The sequence below is a fragment of the Bacillus sp. CDB3 genome (genome assembly GCF_002081505.1).
Classification (GTDB): domain Bacteria; phylum Bacillota; class Bacilli; order Bacillales; family Bacillaceae_G; genus Bacillus_A; species Bacillus_A cereus_AT.
Genome location: NZ_ALBR01000015.1, coordinates 46,429 through 63,142 on the forward strand (window position 1 = coordinate 46,429; position 16,714 = coordinate 63,142).

The following is a 16,714-nucleotide window of genomic DNA, read 5'->3' on the forward strand; positions in this document are numbered from 1 at the left end:
ATTAAACAATTATTGACAAATGGTAGATTGTCACTGTATGGTATATTCATTCTTGATTGACAAAAACAAGAGAAATCAATAAGATTGATGAAGACTTGAATCCACCTCTTAAGGAGGCACTAGCATGTCAGATTACCTCGTAATCGTGGAGTCGCCTTCTAAGGCGAAGACCATTGAGAAATATTTAGGGAAAAAATACAAAGTCGTTGCGTCCATGGGACATGTTCGCGATTTACCTAAAAGCCAAATGGGGATAGAAGTAAAGAATAACTTCACCCCGAAGTATATTACCATTCGTGGTAAAGGTCCCGTTTTAAAAGATTTAAAATCAGCGGCAAAAAAAGCAAAGAAAGTCTATCTCGCGGCCGATCCAGACCGCGAAGGGGAAGCAATTGCTTGGCATTTAGCGAATACGTTAAATGTGGACGTTGAATCAGATTGTCGAGTGGTATTTAATGAGATTACAAAAGATGCAATAAAAGAATCATTTAAACATCCTCGGGCAATTAATATGGATTTAGTAGATGCGCAACAAGCAAGGCGTATACTCGATCGTCTTGTTGGTTACAATATTAGTCCTTTATTATGGAAGAAAGTAAAAAAAGGATTAAGTGCAGGACGTGTACAATCTGTAGCAGTTCGTCTAATTATCGAACGTGAAAAAGAAATTCAAAACTTTGAACCTGAAGAATTCTGGACAATTAAAACAGAATTTGTGAAAGGTAAAGACACATTTGAAGCAAGCTTTTACGGTGTAGATGGTGAAAAAGTTCAATTAACGAACGAAGAACAAGTGAACGAAATAATCGAAAAGATGAAAGATAATGCGTTTTCGGTTGAAAATGTAACGCGAAAAGAGCGAAAGCGTAATCCGGCATTACCGTTTACAACATCTTCCTTGCAACAAGAAGCTGCACGTAAATTAAATATGCGAGCAAAGAAAACAATGATGCTTGCGCAGCAATTGTATGAAGGGATAGATCTTGGAAAGCAAGGGACTGTAGGTCTTATTACGTATATGAGAACCGATTCAACAAGGATCTCAGAAACAGCTCAAACAGAGGCTCGTGCTTATATTACAGACTCGTTTGGTGCGGAATACATAGGGACAGAGAAGAAGAAAGAAACGAAAAAGTCGAATGCACAAGATGCGCATGAGGCGATTCGTCCTACTTCGGTAATGAGAAAGCCAGAGGAACTAAAAAGTTTCTTAGGTCGTGATCAATTACGTTTGTATAAACTGATTTGGGAGCGATTTGTTGCAAGTCAAATGGCATCTGCTATAATGGATACTGTTACAGCGAAACTCATTAATAACAATGTTCAGTTCCGTGCAAGTGGATCGGTTGTAAAGTTTCCAGGATTTATGAAAGTGTATGTAGAGTCGAAAGATGATGGTGCGGAAGAAAAAGATAAAATGTTGCCACTTTTAGAAGTAGGGGAAACTGTATTTTCAAAAGATATAGAACCGAAGCAACATTTCACACAACCTCCGCCGCGTTATACAGAGGCTCGTCTAGTAAGAACACTTGAGGAACTTGGAATTGGGAGACCTTCTACATATGTACCGACACTTGAAACGATTCAAAAACGTGGATACGTTGGTTTAGATAATAAACGCTTCGTTCCGACTGAACTTGGTGGAATAGTAATCGAACTTATTTTAGAGTTTTTCCCGGAAATTATTAACATTGAATTTACTGCCAATATGGAGCAAAGCCTTGATGAAGTAGAAGAAGGAAATGCGAATTGGGTGAAAATTGTTGATGATTTCTACGTAGAATTTGAACCGCGCTTAGAGAAAGCGGAAAAAGAAATGCGTGAAGTGGAAATTAAAGATGAACCAGCTGGGGAAGACTGTGAATTATGTGAGCACCCAATGGTCTTTAAAATGGGTAAATACGGGAAGTTTATGGCATGTTCGAATTTCCCTGATTGTCGTAATACAAAGCCGATTGTGAAAGAAATCGGTGTTACTTGTCCGAAGTGTGATAAAGGACAGATTATTGAACGTCGAAGTAATAAAAAGAAACGTCTTTTCTATGGGTGCGGTACGTATCCAGAGTGTGACTTTGTATCTTGGGATAAGCCAATTGGCCGTAAATGTCCGAAGTGCGAAGGTATGCTTGTAGAGAAGAAGTTGAAAAAAGGCGTGCAAGTACAATGTATTTCGTGTGATTATGAAGAAGAACAACAAATGTGAGCGTAACTGCTCACATTTTTTTCGGGAAGAAAAGGAAAGGTGATATATATGACAACACAAGTAGTAAACGTCATTGGCGCAGGTCTTGCAGGAAGCGAAGCAGCTTATCAAATTGCAAAACGTGGTGTCCAAGTAAGATTATATGAAATGAGACCAGTAAGGCAAACGCCAGCTCATCACACAGATAAATTTGCAGAGCTAGTATGCAGTAACTCGCTTCGCGCAAACACATTAACAAATGCTGTTGGTGTTATTAAAGAAGAGATGCGCCTAATGGACTCTGTTATTATTCGTGCAGCTGATGAGTGCTCTGTACCAGCAGGAGGAGCTTTAGCTGTAGATCGTCATGAATTTGCGGCAAAGGTAACCGAGTATGTGAAAAATCATCCAAACGTAACTGTGATGAATGAAGAAATCACTGAAATTCCAGAAGGACCTACTGTTATCGCGACAGGTCCACTTACGTCTCCTGATCTTGCTGCACAATTAAAAGAATTAACAGGTGAAGATTATTTTTATTTCTATGATGCTGCAGCACCAATTGTTGAGAAAGACAGCATTGATATGAATAAAGTATATTTAAAATCTCGTTATGATAAAGGTGAAGCTGCATATTTAAACTGTCCAATGACAGAAGAAGAATTTGATCGCTTTTATGAAGCATTAATTGCTGCTGAGACAGTGCCTTTAAAAGAATTTGAAAAAGAAATTTTCTTTGAAGGTTGTATGCCAGTAGAAGTTATGGCAAGTAGAGGAAGACAGACGTTAGTATTTGGACCGATGAAACCTGTTGGTTTAGAAGATCCGAAAACAGGAAAAACACCATATGCAGTTGTTCAGCTACGTCAAGATGATGCAGCAGGAACGTTATACAATATTGTAGGCTTCCAAACACATTTAAAGTGGGGGCCACAAAAAGAAGTATTACAGCTAATTCCAGGACTAGAAAACGCAGAAATTGTACGTTATGGTGTAATGCATCGTAATACGTTTATTAATTCGCCTAACTTACTTCGTCCAACATATCAATATAAACAACGCGATGATTTATTCTTCGCCGGTCAAATGACTGGAGTAGAGGGATATGTTGAATCAGCAGCATCAGGATTATTGGCAGGTATTAACGCTGCTCGACTTGTAAAAGGTGAAGAGCCAGTTGTACTACCATCTGTAACGGCAATGGGAAGTATGGCAAATTATATTACAGCGACTAATGCGAAAAACTTCCAACCAATGAATGCAAACTTCGGTCTATTTGCACCGTTAGAGAAGAAAATTAAAAGAAACAAGAGCGAAATGAAGCGTATGCTACACGCGCTTTAGAAACAATTCAAAATTTTGTAAATATTTAGTTAAATTTCTTGCAAAGGCTACTGAGTTGTGATACGATTTAGTAGCCTTTATTGAGGTGAGTTATGTGAATGTGAAGAAATTGTTACAATTATTCGTAGGATATTTACAAATTGAAAGAAATTATTCAAAATATACAATTGCAAGTTATCAAAATGATTTAGAACATTTTGTGCAATTTATGGAGCGAGAAGGCATATCCTCTTTTTTAGATGTTACATACGCGGATGTGCGTTTATACTTAACGACGTTGCACGATGAAAAGTTAGCCCGTAAATCTGTCGCAAGAAAAGTATCAAGCTTACGAAGTTTATATCGTTTTTTGATGCGAGAAGGTTATCAAAAAGATAATCCGTTTGCACTTGCGTCACTCCCCAAAAAAGAATTGTCAATCCCAAAGTTTTTATATGCTGAAGAATTAGAGGAATTATTTGAAGTTTCTGACGCGGAAACACCATTAGGTCAAAGGAATCAAGCATTATTAGAGTTGATGTATGCGACTGGTATCCGTGTGAGTGAATGTGTCAATTTACAACTTACCGATATTGACTTTGCGGTGGGAACAGTTTTAGTAATGGGAAAAGGAAAAAAACAAAGGTATATTCCGTTCGGAAGCTATGCGCAAGATTCTTTAGTTACTTATATAGAGAATGGGAGAAAACAGTTAGTTAATAAGACTGATGAAGACTCTCATATGGTATTTTTAAATGCGAAAGGTACGCCGCTAACAAGTCGTGGAGTTCGTTATGTTTTAAACGAACTCATTAAAAAGGCTTCGCTGACAATGCGGATAAGTCCCCATATGTTAAGGCATACATTTGCTACACATATGTTAGATGAAGGGGCGGATTTACGTACTGTCCAGGAGCTATTAGGCCATGAGAATTTGTCGACGACACAAATTTATACGCATGTCTCTAAAGAAAGATTGCGTTCTGTTTACATGAAGCATCACCCAAGGGCATAAATTGCTTTAAGAGCTATAAAAACATATAAAGGAGTTTTTTCTATGGGAAATTTCCACGCTACAACGATATTTGCAGTTCATCATAATGGAGAATGTGCAATGGCTGGAGATGGTCAAGTGACGATGGGAAATGCTGTTGTAATGAAGCATACAGCTCGCAAAGTCCGCAAACTTTTCCAAGGGAAAGTTTTAGCTGGTTTTGCAGGTTCAGTTGCAGATGCATTTACTCTTTTTGAAATGTTTGAAGGGAAATTAGAAGAGTACAATGGCAATTTGCAGCGTGCTGCAGTTGAGATGGCAAAACAATGGCGTGGCGACAAAATGTTACGTCAGCTGGAAGCGATGCTCATTGTCATGGATAAAACAACTATGCTTCTTGTTTCAGGTACAGGAGAAGTGATTGAACCGGATGATGGTATTTTAGCAATTGGATCTGGCGGGAATTATGCGCTTTCTGCAGGTCGTGCTTTAAAGCAATATGCAAGTGAACATTTAACAGCGAAGGAAATTGCGAAAGCGAGTTTAGACATTGCTGGCGATATTTGTGTTTATACGAACCACAATATAATTGTGGAAGAATTGTAGAATCGTAAGGGAGGCATTTTATATGCATTTACATTTTACTCCGCGTCAAATTGTGGAAAAATTAGATCAATACATTATCGGTCAAAAAGATGCGAAGAAAGCGGTTGCTGTAGCTTTAAGAAATCGATATCGTCGAAGTAAATTAGCTGAAAATCTACGTGATGAAATTGCGCCTAAAAATATTTTAATGATTGGACCGACAGGTGTTGGTAAAACAGAGGTAGCACGACGAATGGCGAAACTCGTTGGAGCACCTTTTATTAAGGTTGAAGCTACGAAATTTACAGAAGTTGGATATGTGGGTAGAGATGTAGAATCGATGGTACGTGACCTTGTGGAAACGTCAGTTCGTATCGTGAAAGAAGAAATGGTAATTAAAGTGCAAGACAAAGCAGAAGAACAAGCGAACCAACGTCTTGTTGAAATTTTAGTGCCGAGTCCGGAGAAACAATCTGGATTTAAAAATCCATTAGAAATGCTATTTGGCGGTGCTCAAAGTTCGAATCAAACATCTGATGCACAGGAAGATGTTGAAATCGAAAAGAAACGTCAAGACGTGGAAAGAAAGCTTGCTGCAGGACTTCTTGAAGATGAAATTGTATCGATTGAAGTGACTGAGCAACAGTCTTCCATGTTCGATATGTTACAAGGAACTGGCATGGAACAAATGGGAATGAATTTCCAAGATGCATTAGGAAGTTTTATGCCGAAAAAAACAAAAAACGTAAACTTTCTGTAAAAGAAGCAAGAAAACTCTTGACAAATGAGGAAGCACAGCGCTTAATTGATATGGATGAAGTTACACAAGAGGCTGTTTATCGTGCTGAACAGCTCGGGATTATTTTTATCGATGAAATTGACAAAATTGCTGGTAAGCAGTCGAATAGCGTAGATGTATCACGCGAAGGTGTGCAACGTGACATTTTACCAATTGTAGAAGGATCGAATGTTGCGACAAAATACGGATCAGTAAAAACGGATTATATTTTATTCGTTGCAGCTGGAGCGTTTCATATGTCTAAACCGTCGGATTTAATTCCGGAATTGCAAGGGAGATTTCCGATTCGAGTAGAATTAACAAAATTATCGACAGATGATTTTGTTAAAATATTAATCGAGCCTGACAATGCGTTAATTAAACAATATATGGCTTTATTAGCGACTGAAGGTATAGAAATTGAATTTTCAGACGAAGCTATTCGTAAGATTGCTGAGATTGCTTATCAAGTTAATCAGGATACAGATAATATTGGAGCAAGAAGACTTCATACGATTATGGAGAAGCTCCTTGAAGATTTATCGTTTGAAGCATCTGAAATTACGTTAGAGAAAATAACGATAACACCTCAATACGTTGAGGAGAAATTAGCAACGATTGCTAAAAATAAAGATGTGAGCCAGTTTATTTTGTAATTGTGTCATCAGGTGACTCGCCCTAGTTTCCAAGTGATGAAAAAATATGTGAGTAATATGTAGGAGGAACTTTTGAAATGGAATTATTAGCAAAAACAAGAAAATTAAATGCGTTATTACAGAGCGCAGCAGGAAAGCCTGTAAACTTTAGAGAAATGTCTGACACAATGTGTGAAGTAATCGAAGCGAACGTATTCGTAGTAAGCCGTCGTGGTAAATTACTAGGTTATGCAATTCACCAACAAATTGAGAATGAGCGTATGAAACAAATGCTTGCAGAGCGTCAATTCCCGGAAGAATACACACAAAGCTTATTCAACATTACAGAAACATCTTCTAACTTAGATGTAAACAGTGCTTACACAGCATTCCCAGTAGAAAATAGAGAATTATTCGGTCAAGGTTTAACTACAATCGTACCAATCGTTGGTGGCGGTGAGCGTCTAGGCACATTAGTGTTAGCTCGTCTTGGTCAAGAGTTCTTAGACGATGATTTAATCCTTGCTGAATACAGTTCAACTGTAGTAGGTATGGAAATCTTACGTGAAAAAGCAGAAGAAATCGAAGAGGAAGCACGTAGTAAAGCTGTTGTTCAAATGGCGATTAGCTCATTATCTTACAGTGAGTTAGAAGCAATCGAGCATATCTTCGAAGAATTAAATGGAACAGAAGGTTTACTTGTTGCAAGTAAAATTGCTGATCGTGTAGGAATTACTCGTTCTGTAATCGTAAATGCACTACGTAAATTAGAAAGTGCTGGTGTTATTGAGTCTCGTTCTTTAGGTATGAAAGGAACATACATTAAAGTACTAAACGACAAGTTTCTACAGGAACTTGCTAAATTAAAAACAAACTAATTTATATAAAAACTCTCCTCGGCTGAGGAGAGTTTTTTTGTTTTTTAAGAGAATGATTTTGCTTACGTAAGGCGTCATGACAACGTCCATTAGAAAACTATTAATTAGCCTTCACCTCCTTGCTTAAAGGAAGTGGAGGTTGGGAATACTAGAATTTGAGCGTGAAAAAAAGAAAGTTTTACATTGTTCGCATTTTCGACTTGATTGTAATATTTCAGTATGATATAGTAAGCAGTGGTGTCAGTACAAAGTACACACGTTTACTGATTTAAGTGTTGGTGCTACGTTTGTAGTTTCGCTTAGAGATGAAGTAAACGGAGGATATCAAAAACCATTTAGGAGGAACTAAATTATGTCAGTAATTTCTATGAAGCAATTGCTTGAAGCTGGTGTTCATTTCGGACATCAAACTCGTCGTTGGAACCCAAAAATGAAGCGTTACATTTTCACAGAGCGTAACGGTATCTACATCATCGACTTACAAAAAACTGTGAAAAAAGTTGAGGAAGCTTACAGAACGATGCGCGACATCGCTGCTGAAGGTGGAGACATTTTATTCGTAGGTACTAAAAAACAAGCACAAGAAGCTATTAAAGAAGAAGCAACTCGTGCTGGTATGTACTTCGTTAACCAACGTTGGTTAGGTGGAACTTTAACAAACTTCCAAACAATCCAAAAGCGTATCAAGCGCCTTAAAGACATCGAAAGAATGCAAGAAGATGGTACTTTCGAAGTACTTCCTAAGAAAGAAGTTGTTCAACTTAAAAAAGAGTTAGAGCGTCTTGAGAAATTCTTAGGCGGTATTAAAGATATGAAAGGTCTTCCAAGTGCATTATTCGTAGTAGACCCTCGTAAAGAGCGTATTGCAGTTGCTGAAGCACGCAAATTACACATTCCAATCATCGGTATCGTTGATACAAACTGTGATCCAGACGAAATCGATCACGTTATCCCAGCAAACGATGATGCAATTCGTGCTGTAAAACTTCTTACATCTAAAATGGCAGACGCGATCCTTGAAGCAAAACAAGGTGAAGAAACTGTTACTGCGTAACAAATTTGGAAAGGTGATAAGGGGTTCGGCCTTTTATCACCTTTTTTAAGGTATAAACACCTTTTTTAAAAAGGTATAAATACATATTTTTAGGAGGATGAAAAATATGGCAATCACTGCACAAATGGTAAAAGAACTTCGTGAAAAAACAGGCGCAGGTATGATGGACTGCAAAAAAGCTTTAACTGAAACAAATGGCGACATGGAGAAGGCAATTGACTTCTTACGTGAAAAGGGTATTGCAAAAGCTGCTAAAAAAGCAGACCGCATTGCTGCTGAAGGTTTAACTTTCATCGAAACAAACGGTAACGACGGTTTAATCTTAGAATTAAACTCTGAAACTGATTTCGTTGCGAAAAACGAAGGTTTCCAAGCTTTAATTAAAGAATTAGCTGCTCACTTATTAACTAACAAACCAGCTAATGTTGAAGAAGCTATGGCTCAAACAATTGAAGGCGGTAAAACAGTAGAAGAGCACATCAACGAAGCAATCGCTAAAATTGGTGAAAAACTTACACTTCGTCGTTTCGAAATCGTATCAAAAACTGATGCTGATGCATTCGGCGCTTACCTACACATGGGTGGACGTATTGGTGTATTAACAGTTCTTGAAGGTTCTACTGACGAAGCTGCTGCTAAAGATGTAGCAATGCACATCGCAGCAGTTAACCCAAAATACATCGACCGCGATGCTGTAACTGCTGAAGAAGTTGAGCATGAGCGTCAAGTATTAACACAACAAGCTTTAAACGAAGGCAAGCCTGAAAAAATCGTTGCAAAAATGGTTGAAGGCCGTCTAGGCAAATTCTTCGAAGAGATTTGCTTACTGGACCAAGCATTCGTTAAAAACCCTGATATGAAAGTTCGTCAGTTCGTTGAGTCTAAAGGCGGAACATTAAAAGGATTCGTTCGCTACGCTGTTGGTGAAGGTATCGAAAAACGCGAAGACAACTTTGCTGAAGAAGTAATGAACCAAGTAAAAGGTAACAACTAATACAGATTAGGGAACACATTGTGTTCCCTTTTTTAAAATAAAGATGTAAGCAATTGGAGGTTCATTATGAGTAAACCGAAATATAATCGTGTCGTTTTAAAGCTGAGCGGAGAAGCTTTAGCTGGCGAGCAAGGATTTGGAATTAACCCAGCTGTTATTAAGTCAGTTGCGGAACAAGTGAAAGAAATTGCAGAACTTGATGTAGAGGTTGCTGTTGTTGTTGGTGGCGGTAACATTTGGCGTGGGAAAATTGGAAGCGAAATGGGTATGGATCGTGCAGGAGCAGATTACATGGGCATGTTAGCAACAGTTATGAATTCACTAGCTCTTCAAGATAGTTTAGAGAATATTGGAATTCAAACTCGCGTTCAAACTTCAATTGAAATGCGTCAAGTGGCAGAGCCTTACATTCGACGTAAAGCAATTCGTCACTTAGAGAAAAAACGTGTTGTTATCTTTGCCGCAGGTACTGGTAACCCATACTTCTCTACAGATACGACAGCAGCATTACGTGCAGCGGAAATCGAAGCGGACGTTATTTTAATGGCAAAAAATAATGTAGATGGCGTATATAGTGCAGATCCATCTATTGATCCAACTGCTACGAAGTACGAAACACTTACTTACTTAGATGTATTAAAAGAAGGTTTAGGTGTAATGGATTCTACAGCTTCTTCTTTATGTATGGACAATGATATTCCATTAATTGTATTCTCAGTTATGGAAAAAGGTAACATTAAACGTGCCGTTTTAGGCGAAAATATTGGAACAGTTGTAAGGGGGAAATAAATATGGGACAACAAGTATTGAAGTCTTCAAATGAAAAAATGGAAAAAGCAGTTGCTGCTTATTCTCGTGAATTAGCAACAGTTCGCGCTGGTCGTGCAAGCTCGTCTGTATTAGATAAGGTACAAGTTGATTACTACGGTGCACCAACACCAGTTGTGCAATTAGCGAACATTACAGTTCCAGAAGCACGTTTGCTTGTAATTCAACCTTATGATAAAACTTCTATCGGTGATATTGAAAAAGCAATTTTAAAAGCAGATTTAGGATTAAACCCTTCTAATGACGGAACTGTAATTCGTATTGCATTCCCTGCATTAACAGAAGAGCGTCGTCGTGATCTTGTAAAAGTTGTGAAAAAATATGCTGAAGAAGCAAAAGTTGCGGTTCGTAACGTACGTCGTGACGGTAACGATGATCTTAAGAAGCTTGAAAAAGCTGGCGATATTACGGAAGATGATTTAAGAGGATATACTGAAGATATCCAAAAAGAAACAGATAAATATATTGCAAAAGTTGACGAAATCGCAAAAAACAAAGAAAAAGAAATCATGGAAGTGTAATAGCGATAACTTCGCAAATATGACCCTCTTCTTAAGGGGGTCTTTTTACACTTTTAGGCATACGTCTGCTTGCTGGAGGGTATGAATGATGTTTAAAAACTTTCCTTTTTTAAAAAGTAAAAGGACGCATCGTTTGATCATCTCGTTGAAGAAGTGAAAAAAGGATATATACCAGAACATATTGCCATCATTATGGATGGCAATGGAAGATGGGCAAAGAGGAGAGCTATGCCTCGTATTGCGGGACATCATGAAGGCATGCAAGTTGTAAAGAAAATTACAAAATTTGCAAGTAAGCTTAATGTGAAAGTGTTAACTCTTTATGCTTTTTCAACTGAGAACTGGAAAAGACCGAAAAAGGAAGTTGACTATTTAATGAGGCTTCCAGAAGAATTTTTAGGTACATTTTTACCAGAATTGATTGAAGAAAACGTACAAGTCCGAGTAATAGGGCAAAAAGATCGTCTTCCTACGCATACACGCAGAGCGATGGAAAAAGCCATGGAAGATACGCAAGAGAATACGGGATTAATTCTTAATTTCGCGTTAAACTATGGAAGTCGAGATGAAATCGTTTCTGCTGTGCAACATATGATGAAAGATAGTGAGGAAGGAAAAATTCGTGCTGAAGAGATAAGTGAAGAAATGATTTCTTCCTACTTAATGACGAGTTCTTTACCTGATCCAGAGTTGTTAATTCGTACAAGCGGAGAGCTACGTATTAGTAATTTCATGTTATGGCAAATTGCATATTCGGAATTTTGGTTTACGGATGTGTATTGGCCAGACTTTACGGAAGAACATTTGCTTAATGCGATTACAGACTTTCAACATAGAGGGCGCAGATTCGGAGGCGTGTAGAAAGAGAGGGTTTGGTAGTGAAACAGAGAATTATTACTGGAGTGGTTGCTGCCGCGCTATTCATTCCCATCGTAATTTACGGTGGCGTGCCTTTTACGGTTTTAGTGTATGCACTTGCTTCTATAGGTTTATATGAATTAATTCGTATGAACAAGCTTACGCTTATTTCGGTACCAACAGTTTTAGCTGCGGTATTATTATGGATTATTTTAGTTCCAAGTAGTGCATCAGAACTGTTTAGGTGGATTGGATTAGGTAAATTAGAAATTACGTTTGTGATTGTTTTATTACTTTTATCATATACAGTCCTTTCTAAGAATACATTTACTTTTGATAATGCTTCATTTTTACTTATGGCAACGACATATGTTGCAATGGGATTCTTATATTTAAATGAAACGAGAATATTAGGAATTAAATATGTGTTTTGCGCATTATTTGTTATATGGGCTACTGATTCAGGCGCATATTTCGTAGGAAAAGCATTAGGAAAAAGAAAGTTGTGGCCAGAAATTAGTCCAAATAAAACAATTGAAGGTTCATTAGGCGGTATTGTTTGTGGAGTTGTTGTTGCACTTGTTTACAATATGTTCTTCCCAGTTGAAGCAAATGTAGGGATTTTAATTGTGCTGACGATTATCATTTCTATTTTTGGACAAATTGGTGATTTAGTACAGTCTGCATTTAAACGTCATTATGGCGTAAAGGATTCAGGTACAATTTTACCTGGACATGGTGGTATATTAGATCGAACAGATAGTTGGTTATTTGTGTTACCAATTCTCTACTTCTTATTACAATACAATTAATAAATGAACGAGGGGTTGGAGTCATGAAAAATATTAGTTTATTAGGTGCAAGCGGATCAATTGGTACACAAACTTTAGATGTGTTACGCTCGCACCCAGACCAATTCCGTCTCGTTGCTTTTTCTGTAGGGAAAAATATTGACTACGCAGTAAAAGTAATTCAAGAATTTTCTCCGCAAATTGTTTCTGTGCAAAGAGCAGAAGATGTTATAAAATTACAAGCTGTTTCTGGTAATACAAAAATTGTATATGGTAGTGAAGGTCTTTTAGAAGTAGCATTACATCCAGATGCGGAGATTTTAGTAAATGCCGTTGTAGGTAGCGTAGGGTTGTTACCAACACTTCGTGCAATTGAGGCGAAAAAACAATTGGAATTGCAAATAAAGAAACGTTAGTAACTGCAGGGCATCTAGTAATGGAAGCGGCACGAAAACATAATGTTTCGTTACTTCCAGTAGATAGTGAACATTCAGCTATTTTTCAATGCTTGAATGGTGAAAATGAAAAAAGAATTTCTCGACTCATTATAACGGCTTCTGGCGGAAGTTTCCGTGATAAAACGAGAGATGAATTGCATCATGTGACCGTAGAAGATGCGCTTCGACATCCAAACTGGTCAATGGGTTCGAAAATTACAATTGATTCTGCTACAATGATGAATAAGGGACTAGAAGTAATTGAAGCACATTGGCTTTTTGGTATCCCTTATGAGCAAATTGATGTTGTTTTACATAAAGAAAGTATTATTCATTCTATGGTTGAATTTGAAGATCGTAGTGTAATGGCACAGCTTGGCTCACCTGATATGCGAGTACCAATTCAATACGCGCTTACATATCCTGATAGATTACCTCTTTCAGACACAAAACAGTTAAACTTATGGGAAATGGGAACATTGCATTTTGAAAAAATGAACCAAGAACGTTTCCGTTGTCTACGTTTTGCGTATGAAGCTGGGAAAACAGGTGGAAGTATGCCAGCTGTAATGAACGCTGCAAATGAAGTAGCTGTTGAAGCTTTTTTACAAAAGAGAATTGGTTTCTTAACAGTGGAAGACCTCATTGAAAAAGCAATGAACCATCACAATGTCATTGCACGTCCGAGCTTAGAGGAAATTCTGGAAATTGATGCAGCCACAAGACGGTTTGTGATGGAACAAATTTAGCAAAGGTGGTTATGGAATTGAATACAGCGATTGCCTTTATATTAATTTTCGGTGCACTCGTATTTTTCCATGAGCTAGGGCATCTATATTTCGCAAAAAGAGCGGGTATTTTATGCCGCGAGTTTGCGATTGGTTTTGGTCCAAAAATATTCTCATTTGAAAAGAATGAAACGGTGTATACGATTCGATTACTGCCCCTTGGTGGCTATGTAAGAATGGCTGGCGAGGATGCGGACACAGTTGAATTAAAGCCAGGGAAAAAGGTTGGCCTTGTGCTAAATGAAAAAGACGAAGCTGTGAAATTAGTTTTTGATGGATATGAAAAATATCCAAATGTTCGTGTTATTGAAGTCGAACAAGCTGATTTGGAGCATAATCTTACAATTTCGGGATATGAAGAGTACGAGGAAGAGCTGCAAACATTCCGAGTGAATGAAAAAGCTCGTATCATATCTGCGGGAGAAGAAATCCAAATCGCTCCGTTTAACAGACAGTTTGGCTCTAAAAAATTGGGTCAACGCGCGTTAACAATTTTTGCAGGTCCTGCAATGAACTTTATTCTAGCATTTGTTATTTTTGTGATTCTTGGATTTGTACAAGGGGTTCCCGTTGATAAACCAATGGTCGGAAAAGTAATGGATAATAGTGCAGCACAGCAAGCTGGATTAAAAGAAAATGATACAATTCAAGCTATTGATGGGAAAAACACAAGTGCATGGAAAGATGTTGTTAACATTGTACGTGAAAACCCGAATAAAGAAATTACGTTACAAGTAAAGCGTGATAGTGAACAGATTAATGTGAAAGTAACGCCAACGGTTGATAAAGAAGGAAAAGAAGAAGTTGGTAGAATTGGTGTTTACTCTCCTGTAGAGAAAACAGTGATGGGTTCTATTAAATCAGGTTTTGAACAAACGTACGAATGGACGAAACTAATTTTTGATTCTCTTGTGAAATTAGTAACTGGTCAATTTTCTATTAATGAGTTGTCAGGTCCAGTAGGAATTTATAATCTAACAGATCAAGTTGTAGATTATGGATTTACGCGTGTACTAAGTTTAGCGGCAGTTTTAAGTATTAACCTTGGTTTATTTAATTTATTACCAGTTCCAGCTTTAGACGGTGGACGTTTGTTCTTCTTCTTAATTGAGGCATTAAGAGGGAAACCGATTGATCGTCAAAAAGAAGGAATGGTTCACTTTATTGGATTTGCATTATTAATGTTGCTTATGTTAGTTGTAACATGGAATGACATCCGTAAGTTTTTCTTGTAAAATAAGAAGAAGTTTATAATGAAATAGAGCTCGTACAATAAAATCCCTCACCTAACTCGAGGTGAGGGGTTTTGTTGCGTGTAAGAGTAAAATGAAGAGGTGCGAATAAATGAAACAAAGTATGGTATTCAGTCCTACATTACGTGAAGTTCCAGCTGATGCTGAAATTAAAAGTCATCAATTATTACTTCGCGCAGGGTTTATGCGTCAAAATGCTTCTGGTATTTATAGTTTTCTACCATTTGGTTTAAAAGTATTACACAAAGTAGAACGTATTGTTCGTGAAGAAATGGAGCGTGCAGGAGCTGTAGAATTATTAATGCCAGCTATGCAAGCTGCGGAATTATGGCAAGAGTCAGGGCGTTGGTATTCTTACGGATCTGAATTAATGCGTATGAAAGATCGTAACGCTCGTGAATTTGCATTAGGAGCTACACACGAAGAAGTAATTACTGATCTTGTACGTGATGAAGTGAAATCATATAAAAAATTACCGTTAACATTATACCAAATCCAAACAAAGTTTCGTGACGAACAAAGACCTCGTTTTGGTCTATTACGTGGAAGAGAGTTTCTAATGAAAGATGCATATTCTTTCCATGCTACGCAAGAGAGCTTAGATGAAGTGTATGATCGCTTATACAATGCATACTCTAACATTTTTGCTCGTTGTGGCTTGAACTTCCGTGCTGTTATTGCTGACTCGGGAGCAATGGGTGGAAAAGATACACATGAATTTATGGTATTATCTGATGTAGGTGAAGATACAATTGCGTATTCTGATACATCTAATTATGCGGCAAATATTGAAATGGCTCCTGTTGTTGCTACGTATACGAAAAGTGATGATGCTGAACAAGCACTTGAAAAGGTAGCAACACCGGATCAAAAGGCTATTGAAGAAGTATCTGCATTCTTAAATATTGCAGCGGAAAAATGCATTAAATCTATGGTGTTTAAAGTAGATGAGAAACTAGTAGTTGTACTTGTTCGTGGCGATCATGAAGTCAATGATGTAAAAGTGAAGAATCTATACGGAGCTTCAGTCGTTGAGCTTGCTTCGCATGAAGAAGTAAAAGAGTTATTAAACTGTGAAGTTGGTTCTTTAGGACCGATTGGTGTAACAGGTGATATCGAAATTATTGCTGACCATGCTGTAGCAACAATTGTCAACGGATGTTCAGGAGCGAACGAAGAAGGATTCCATTATGTAAATGTAAATCCAGAACGTGACTTTAAAGTAAGTCAATATACAGATTTACGCTTCATTCAAGAAGGAGACCAATCTCCAGACGGAAACGGAACAATTCTTTTCGCACGCGGAATTGAAGTAGGTCACGTATTCAAATTAGGAACTCGTTATAGCGAAGCAATGAATGCAACATTCCTAGATGAAAACGGGAAAACACAACCACTTATTATGGGTTGTTACGGTATCGGTGTATCTCGTACAGTGGCAGCAATTGCAGAGCAGTTTAATGATGAGAGCGGTTTAGTTTGGCCTAAAGCTGTCGCACCGTTCCATGTGCATGTAATTCCAGTAAACATGAAATCTGATGCACAACGTGAAATGGGTGAAAACATCTACAACTCATTACAAGAGCAAGGGTACGAAGTGTTATTAGATGATCGTGCAGAACGTGCAGGTGTTAAATTTGCTGATGCAGATTTATTCGGCCTTCCAGTTCGTGTTACAGTTGGTAAAAAAGCGGATGAAGGTATTGTAGAAGTGAAAGTACGTGCTACAGGCGAGTCTGTAGAAGTGAAAGTAGAAGAACTTCAAACATATATTGCTAATATTTTAAAATAAGAAGAGGTACCTCGTTATGAGGT

General features: G+C 37.7%; 11 protein-coding genes and 4 pseudogenes. All 15 read left to right on the forward strand.

The features are described from left to right. Window positions 1-124: 124 nt before the first annotated feature. The 15 genes and pseudogenes from topA to CDB3_RS05430 all read left to right on the forward strand — a co-directional run bounded on the left by topA (window position 125) and on the right by CDB3_RS05430 (window position 16,691). Window positions 125-2,203: a type I DNA topoisomerase gene (gene topA / locus CDB3_RS05360; RefSeq protein WP_128853690.1), complete on the forward strand. Its 2,079-nt coding sequence runs from the start codon at window positions 125-127 to the stop codon at window positions 2,201-2,203. A 48-nt stretch (window positions 2,204-2,251) separates the two neighbouring features. Then, window positions 2,252-3,555, forward strand: a pseudogene (gene trmFO / locus CDB3_RS05365) (FADH(2)-oxidizing methylenetetrahydrofolate--tRNA-(uracil(54)-C(5))-methyltransferase TrmFO). Window positions 3,556-3,620: 65 nt separating this feature from the next. Next, on the forward strand, window positions 3,621-4,520 hold the full coding sequence (gene xerC / locus CDB3_RS05370; RefSeq protein WP_097830964.1) for a tyrosine recombinase XerC: 900 nt from the start codon (window positions 3,621-3,623) through the stop codon (window positions 4,518-4,520). A gap of 42 nt (window positions 4,521-4,562) precedes the next feature. Beyond that, on the forward strand, window positions 4,563-5,105 hold the full coding sequence (gene hslV / locus CDB3_RS05375; RefSeq protein ID WP_000526270.1) for an ATP-dependent protease proteolytic subunit HslV: 543 nt from the start codon (window positions 4,563-4,565) through the stop codon (window positions 5,103-5,105). 22 nt (window positions 5,106-5,127) lie between these two features. Next, window positions 5,128-6,518 (forward strand): annotated as a pseudogene (hslU, locus tag CDB3_RS05380) (ATP-dependent protease ATPase subunit HslU). A 77-nt stretch (window positions 6,519-6,595) separates the two neighbouring features. Continuing rightward, window positions 6,596-7,375: a GTP-sensing pleiotropic transcriptional regulator CodY gene (gene codY, locus CDB3_RS05385; protein ID WP_000421290.1), complete on the forward strand. Its 780-nt coding sequence runs from the start codon at window positions 6,596-6,598 to the stop codon at window positions 7,373-7,375. A 352-nt stretch (window positions 7,376-7,727) separates the two neighbouring features. Further along, window positions 7,728-8,429, forward strand: coding sequence for a 30S ribosomal protein S2 (gene rpsB / locus CDB3_RS05390; protein ID WP_000111485.1), 702 nt, complete (start codon window positions 7,728-7,730; stop codon window positions 8,427-8,429). 106 nt (window positions 8,430-8,535) lie between these two features. Further along, window positions 8,536-9,423: a translation elongation factor Ts gene (gene tsf, locus CDB3_RS05395; protein ID WP_097830965.1), complete on the forward strand. Its 888-nt coding sequence runs from the start codon at window positions 8,536-8,538 to the stop codon at window positions 9,421-9,423. A gap of 66 nt (window positions 9,424-9,489) precedes the next feature. Continuing rightward, complete coding sequence (pyrH, locus tag CDB3_RS05400; RefSeq protein ID WP_000042662.1) at window positions 9,490-10,212, forward strand: UMP kinase; 723 nt, start codon at window positions 9,490-9,492, stop codon at window positions 10,210-10,212. A 2-nt stretch (window positions 10,213-10,214) separates the two neighbouring features. Further along, window positions 10,215-10,772, forward strand: a complete 558-nt coding sequence (frr, locus tag CDB3_RS05405) for a ribosome recycling factor (RefSeq protein ID WP_000531504.1) — start codon at window positions 10,215-10,217, stop codon at window positions 10,770-10,772. Between the two features lie 85 nt (window positions 10,773-10,857). After that, a pseudogene (uppS, locus tag CDB3_RS05410) lies at window positions 10,858-11,633 on the forward strand (isoprenyl transferase). A 17-nt stretch (window positions 11,634-11,650) separates the two neighbouring features. Next, window positions 11,651-12,442, forward strand: a complete 792-nt coding sequence (cdsA, locus tag CDB3_RS05415; RefSeq protein ID WP_128853692.1) for a phosphatidate cytidylyltransferase — start codon at window positions 11,651-11,653, stop codon at window positions 12,440-12,442. A gap of 23 nt (window positions 12,443-12,465) precedes the next feature. Beyond that, window positions 12,466-13,607, forward strand: a pseudogene (gene dxr, locus CDB3_RS05420) (1-deoxy-D-xylulose-5-phosphate reductoisomerase). A 17-nt stretch (window positions 13,608-13,624) separates the two neighbouring features. Further along, the gene (gene rseP, locus CDB3_RS05425; RefSeq protein ID WP_128853748.1) at window positions 13,625-14,881 is read left to right on the forward strand and encodes an RIP metalloprotease RseP; all 1,257 of its coding nucleotides are present in this window, start codon (window positions 13,625-13,627) and stop codon (window positions 14,879-14,881) included. 109 nt (window positions 14,882-14,990) lie between these two features. Continuing rightward, window positions 14,991-16,691: a proline--tRNA ligase gene (locus CDB3_RS05430; protein ID WP_128853693.1), complete on the forward strand. Its 1,701-nt coding sequence runs from the start codon at window positions 14,991-14,993 to the stop codon at window positions 16,689-16,691. Window positions 16,692-16,714: the final 23 nt, after the last annotated feature.

Coding starts and splice junctions, on each gene's coding strand:
- topA (WP_128853690.1), top strand. CDS start 125: ATGTCAGATTACCTCGTAATCGTGGAGTCGCCTTCTAAGGCGAAGACC.
- hslV (WP_000526270.1), top strand. CDS start 4,563: ATGGGAAATTTCCACGCTACAACGATATTTGCAGTTCATCATAATGGA.
- codY (WP_000421290.1), top strand. CDS start 6,596: ATGGAATTATTAGCAAAAACAAGAAAATTAAATGCGTTATTACAGAGC.
- rpsB (WP_000111485.1), top strand. CDS start 7,728: ATGTCAGTAATTTCTATGAAGCAATTGCTTGAAGCTGGTGTTCATTTC.
- tsf (WP_097830965.1), top strand. CDS start 8,536: ATGGCAATCACTGCACAAATGGTAAAAGAACTTCGTGAAAAAACAGGC.
- pyrH (WP_000042662.1), top strand. CDS start 9,490: ATGAGTAAACCGAAATATAATCGTGTCGTTTTAAAGCTGAGCGGAGAA.
- frr (WP_000531504.1), top strand. CDS start 10,215: ATGGGACAACAAGTATTGAAGTCTTCAAATGAAAAAATGGAAAAAGCA.
- CDB3_RS05430 (WP_128853693.1), top strand. CDS start 14,991: ATGAAACAAAGTATGGTATTCAGTCCTACATTACGTGAAGTTCCAGCT.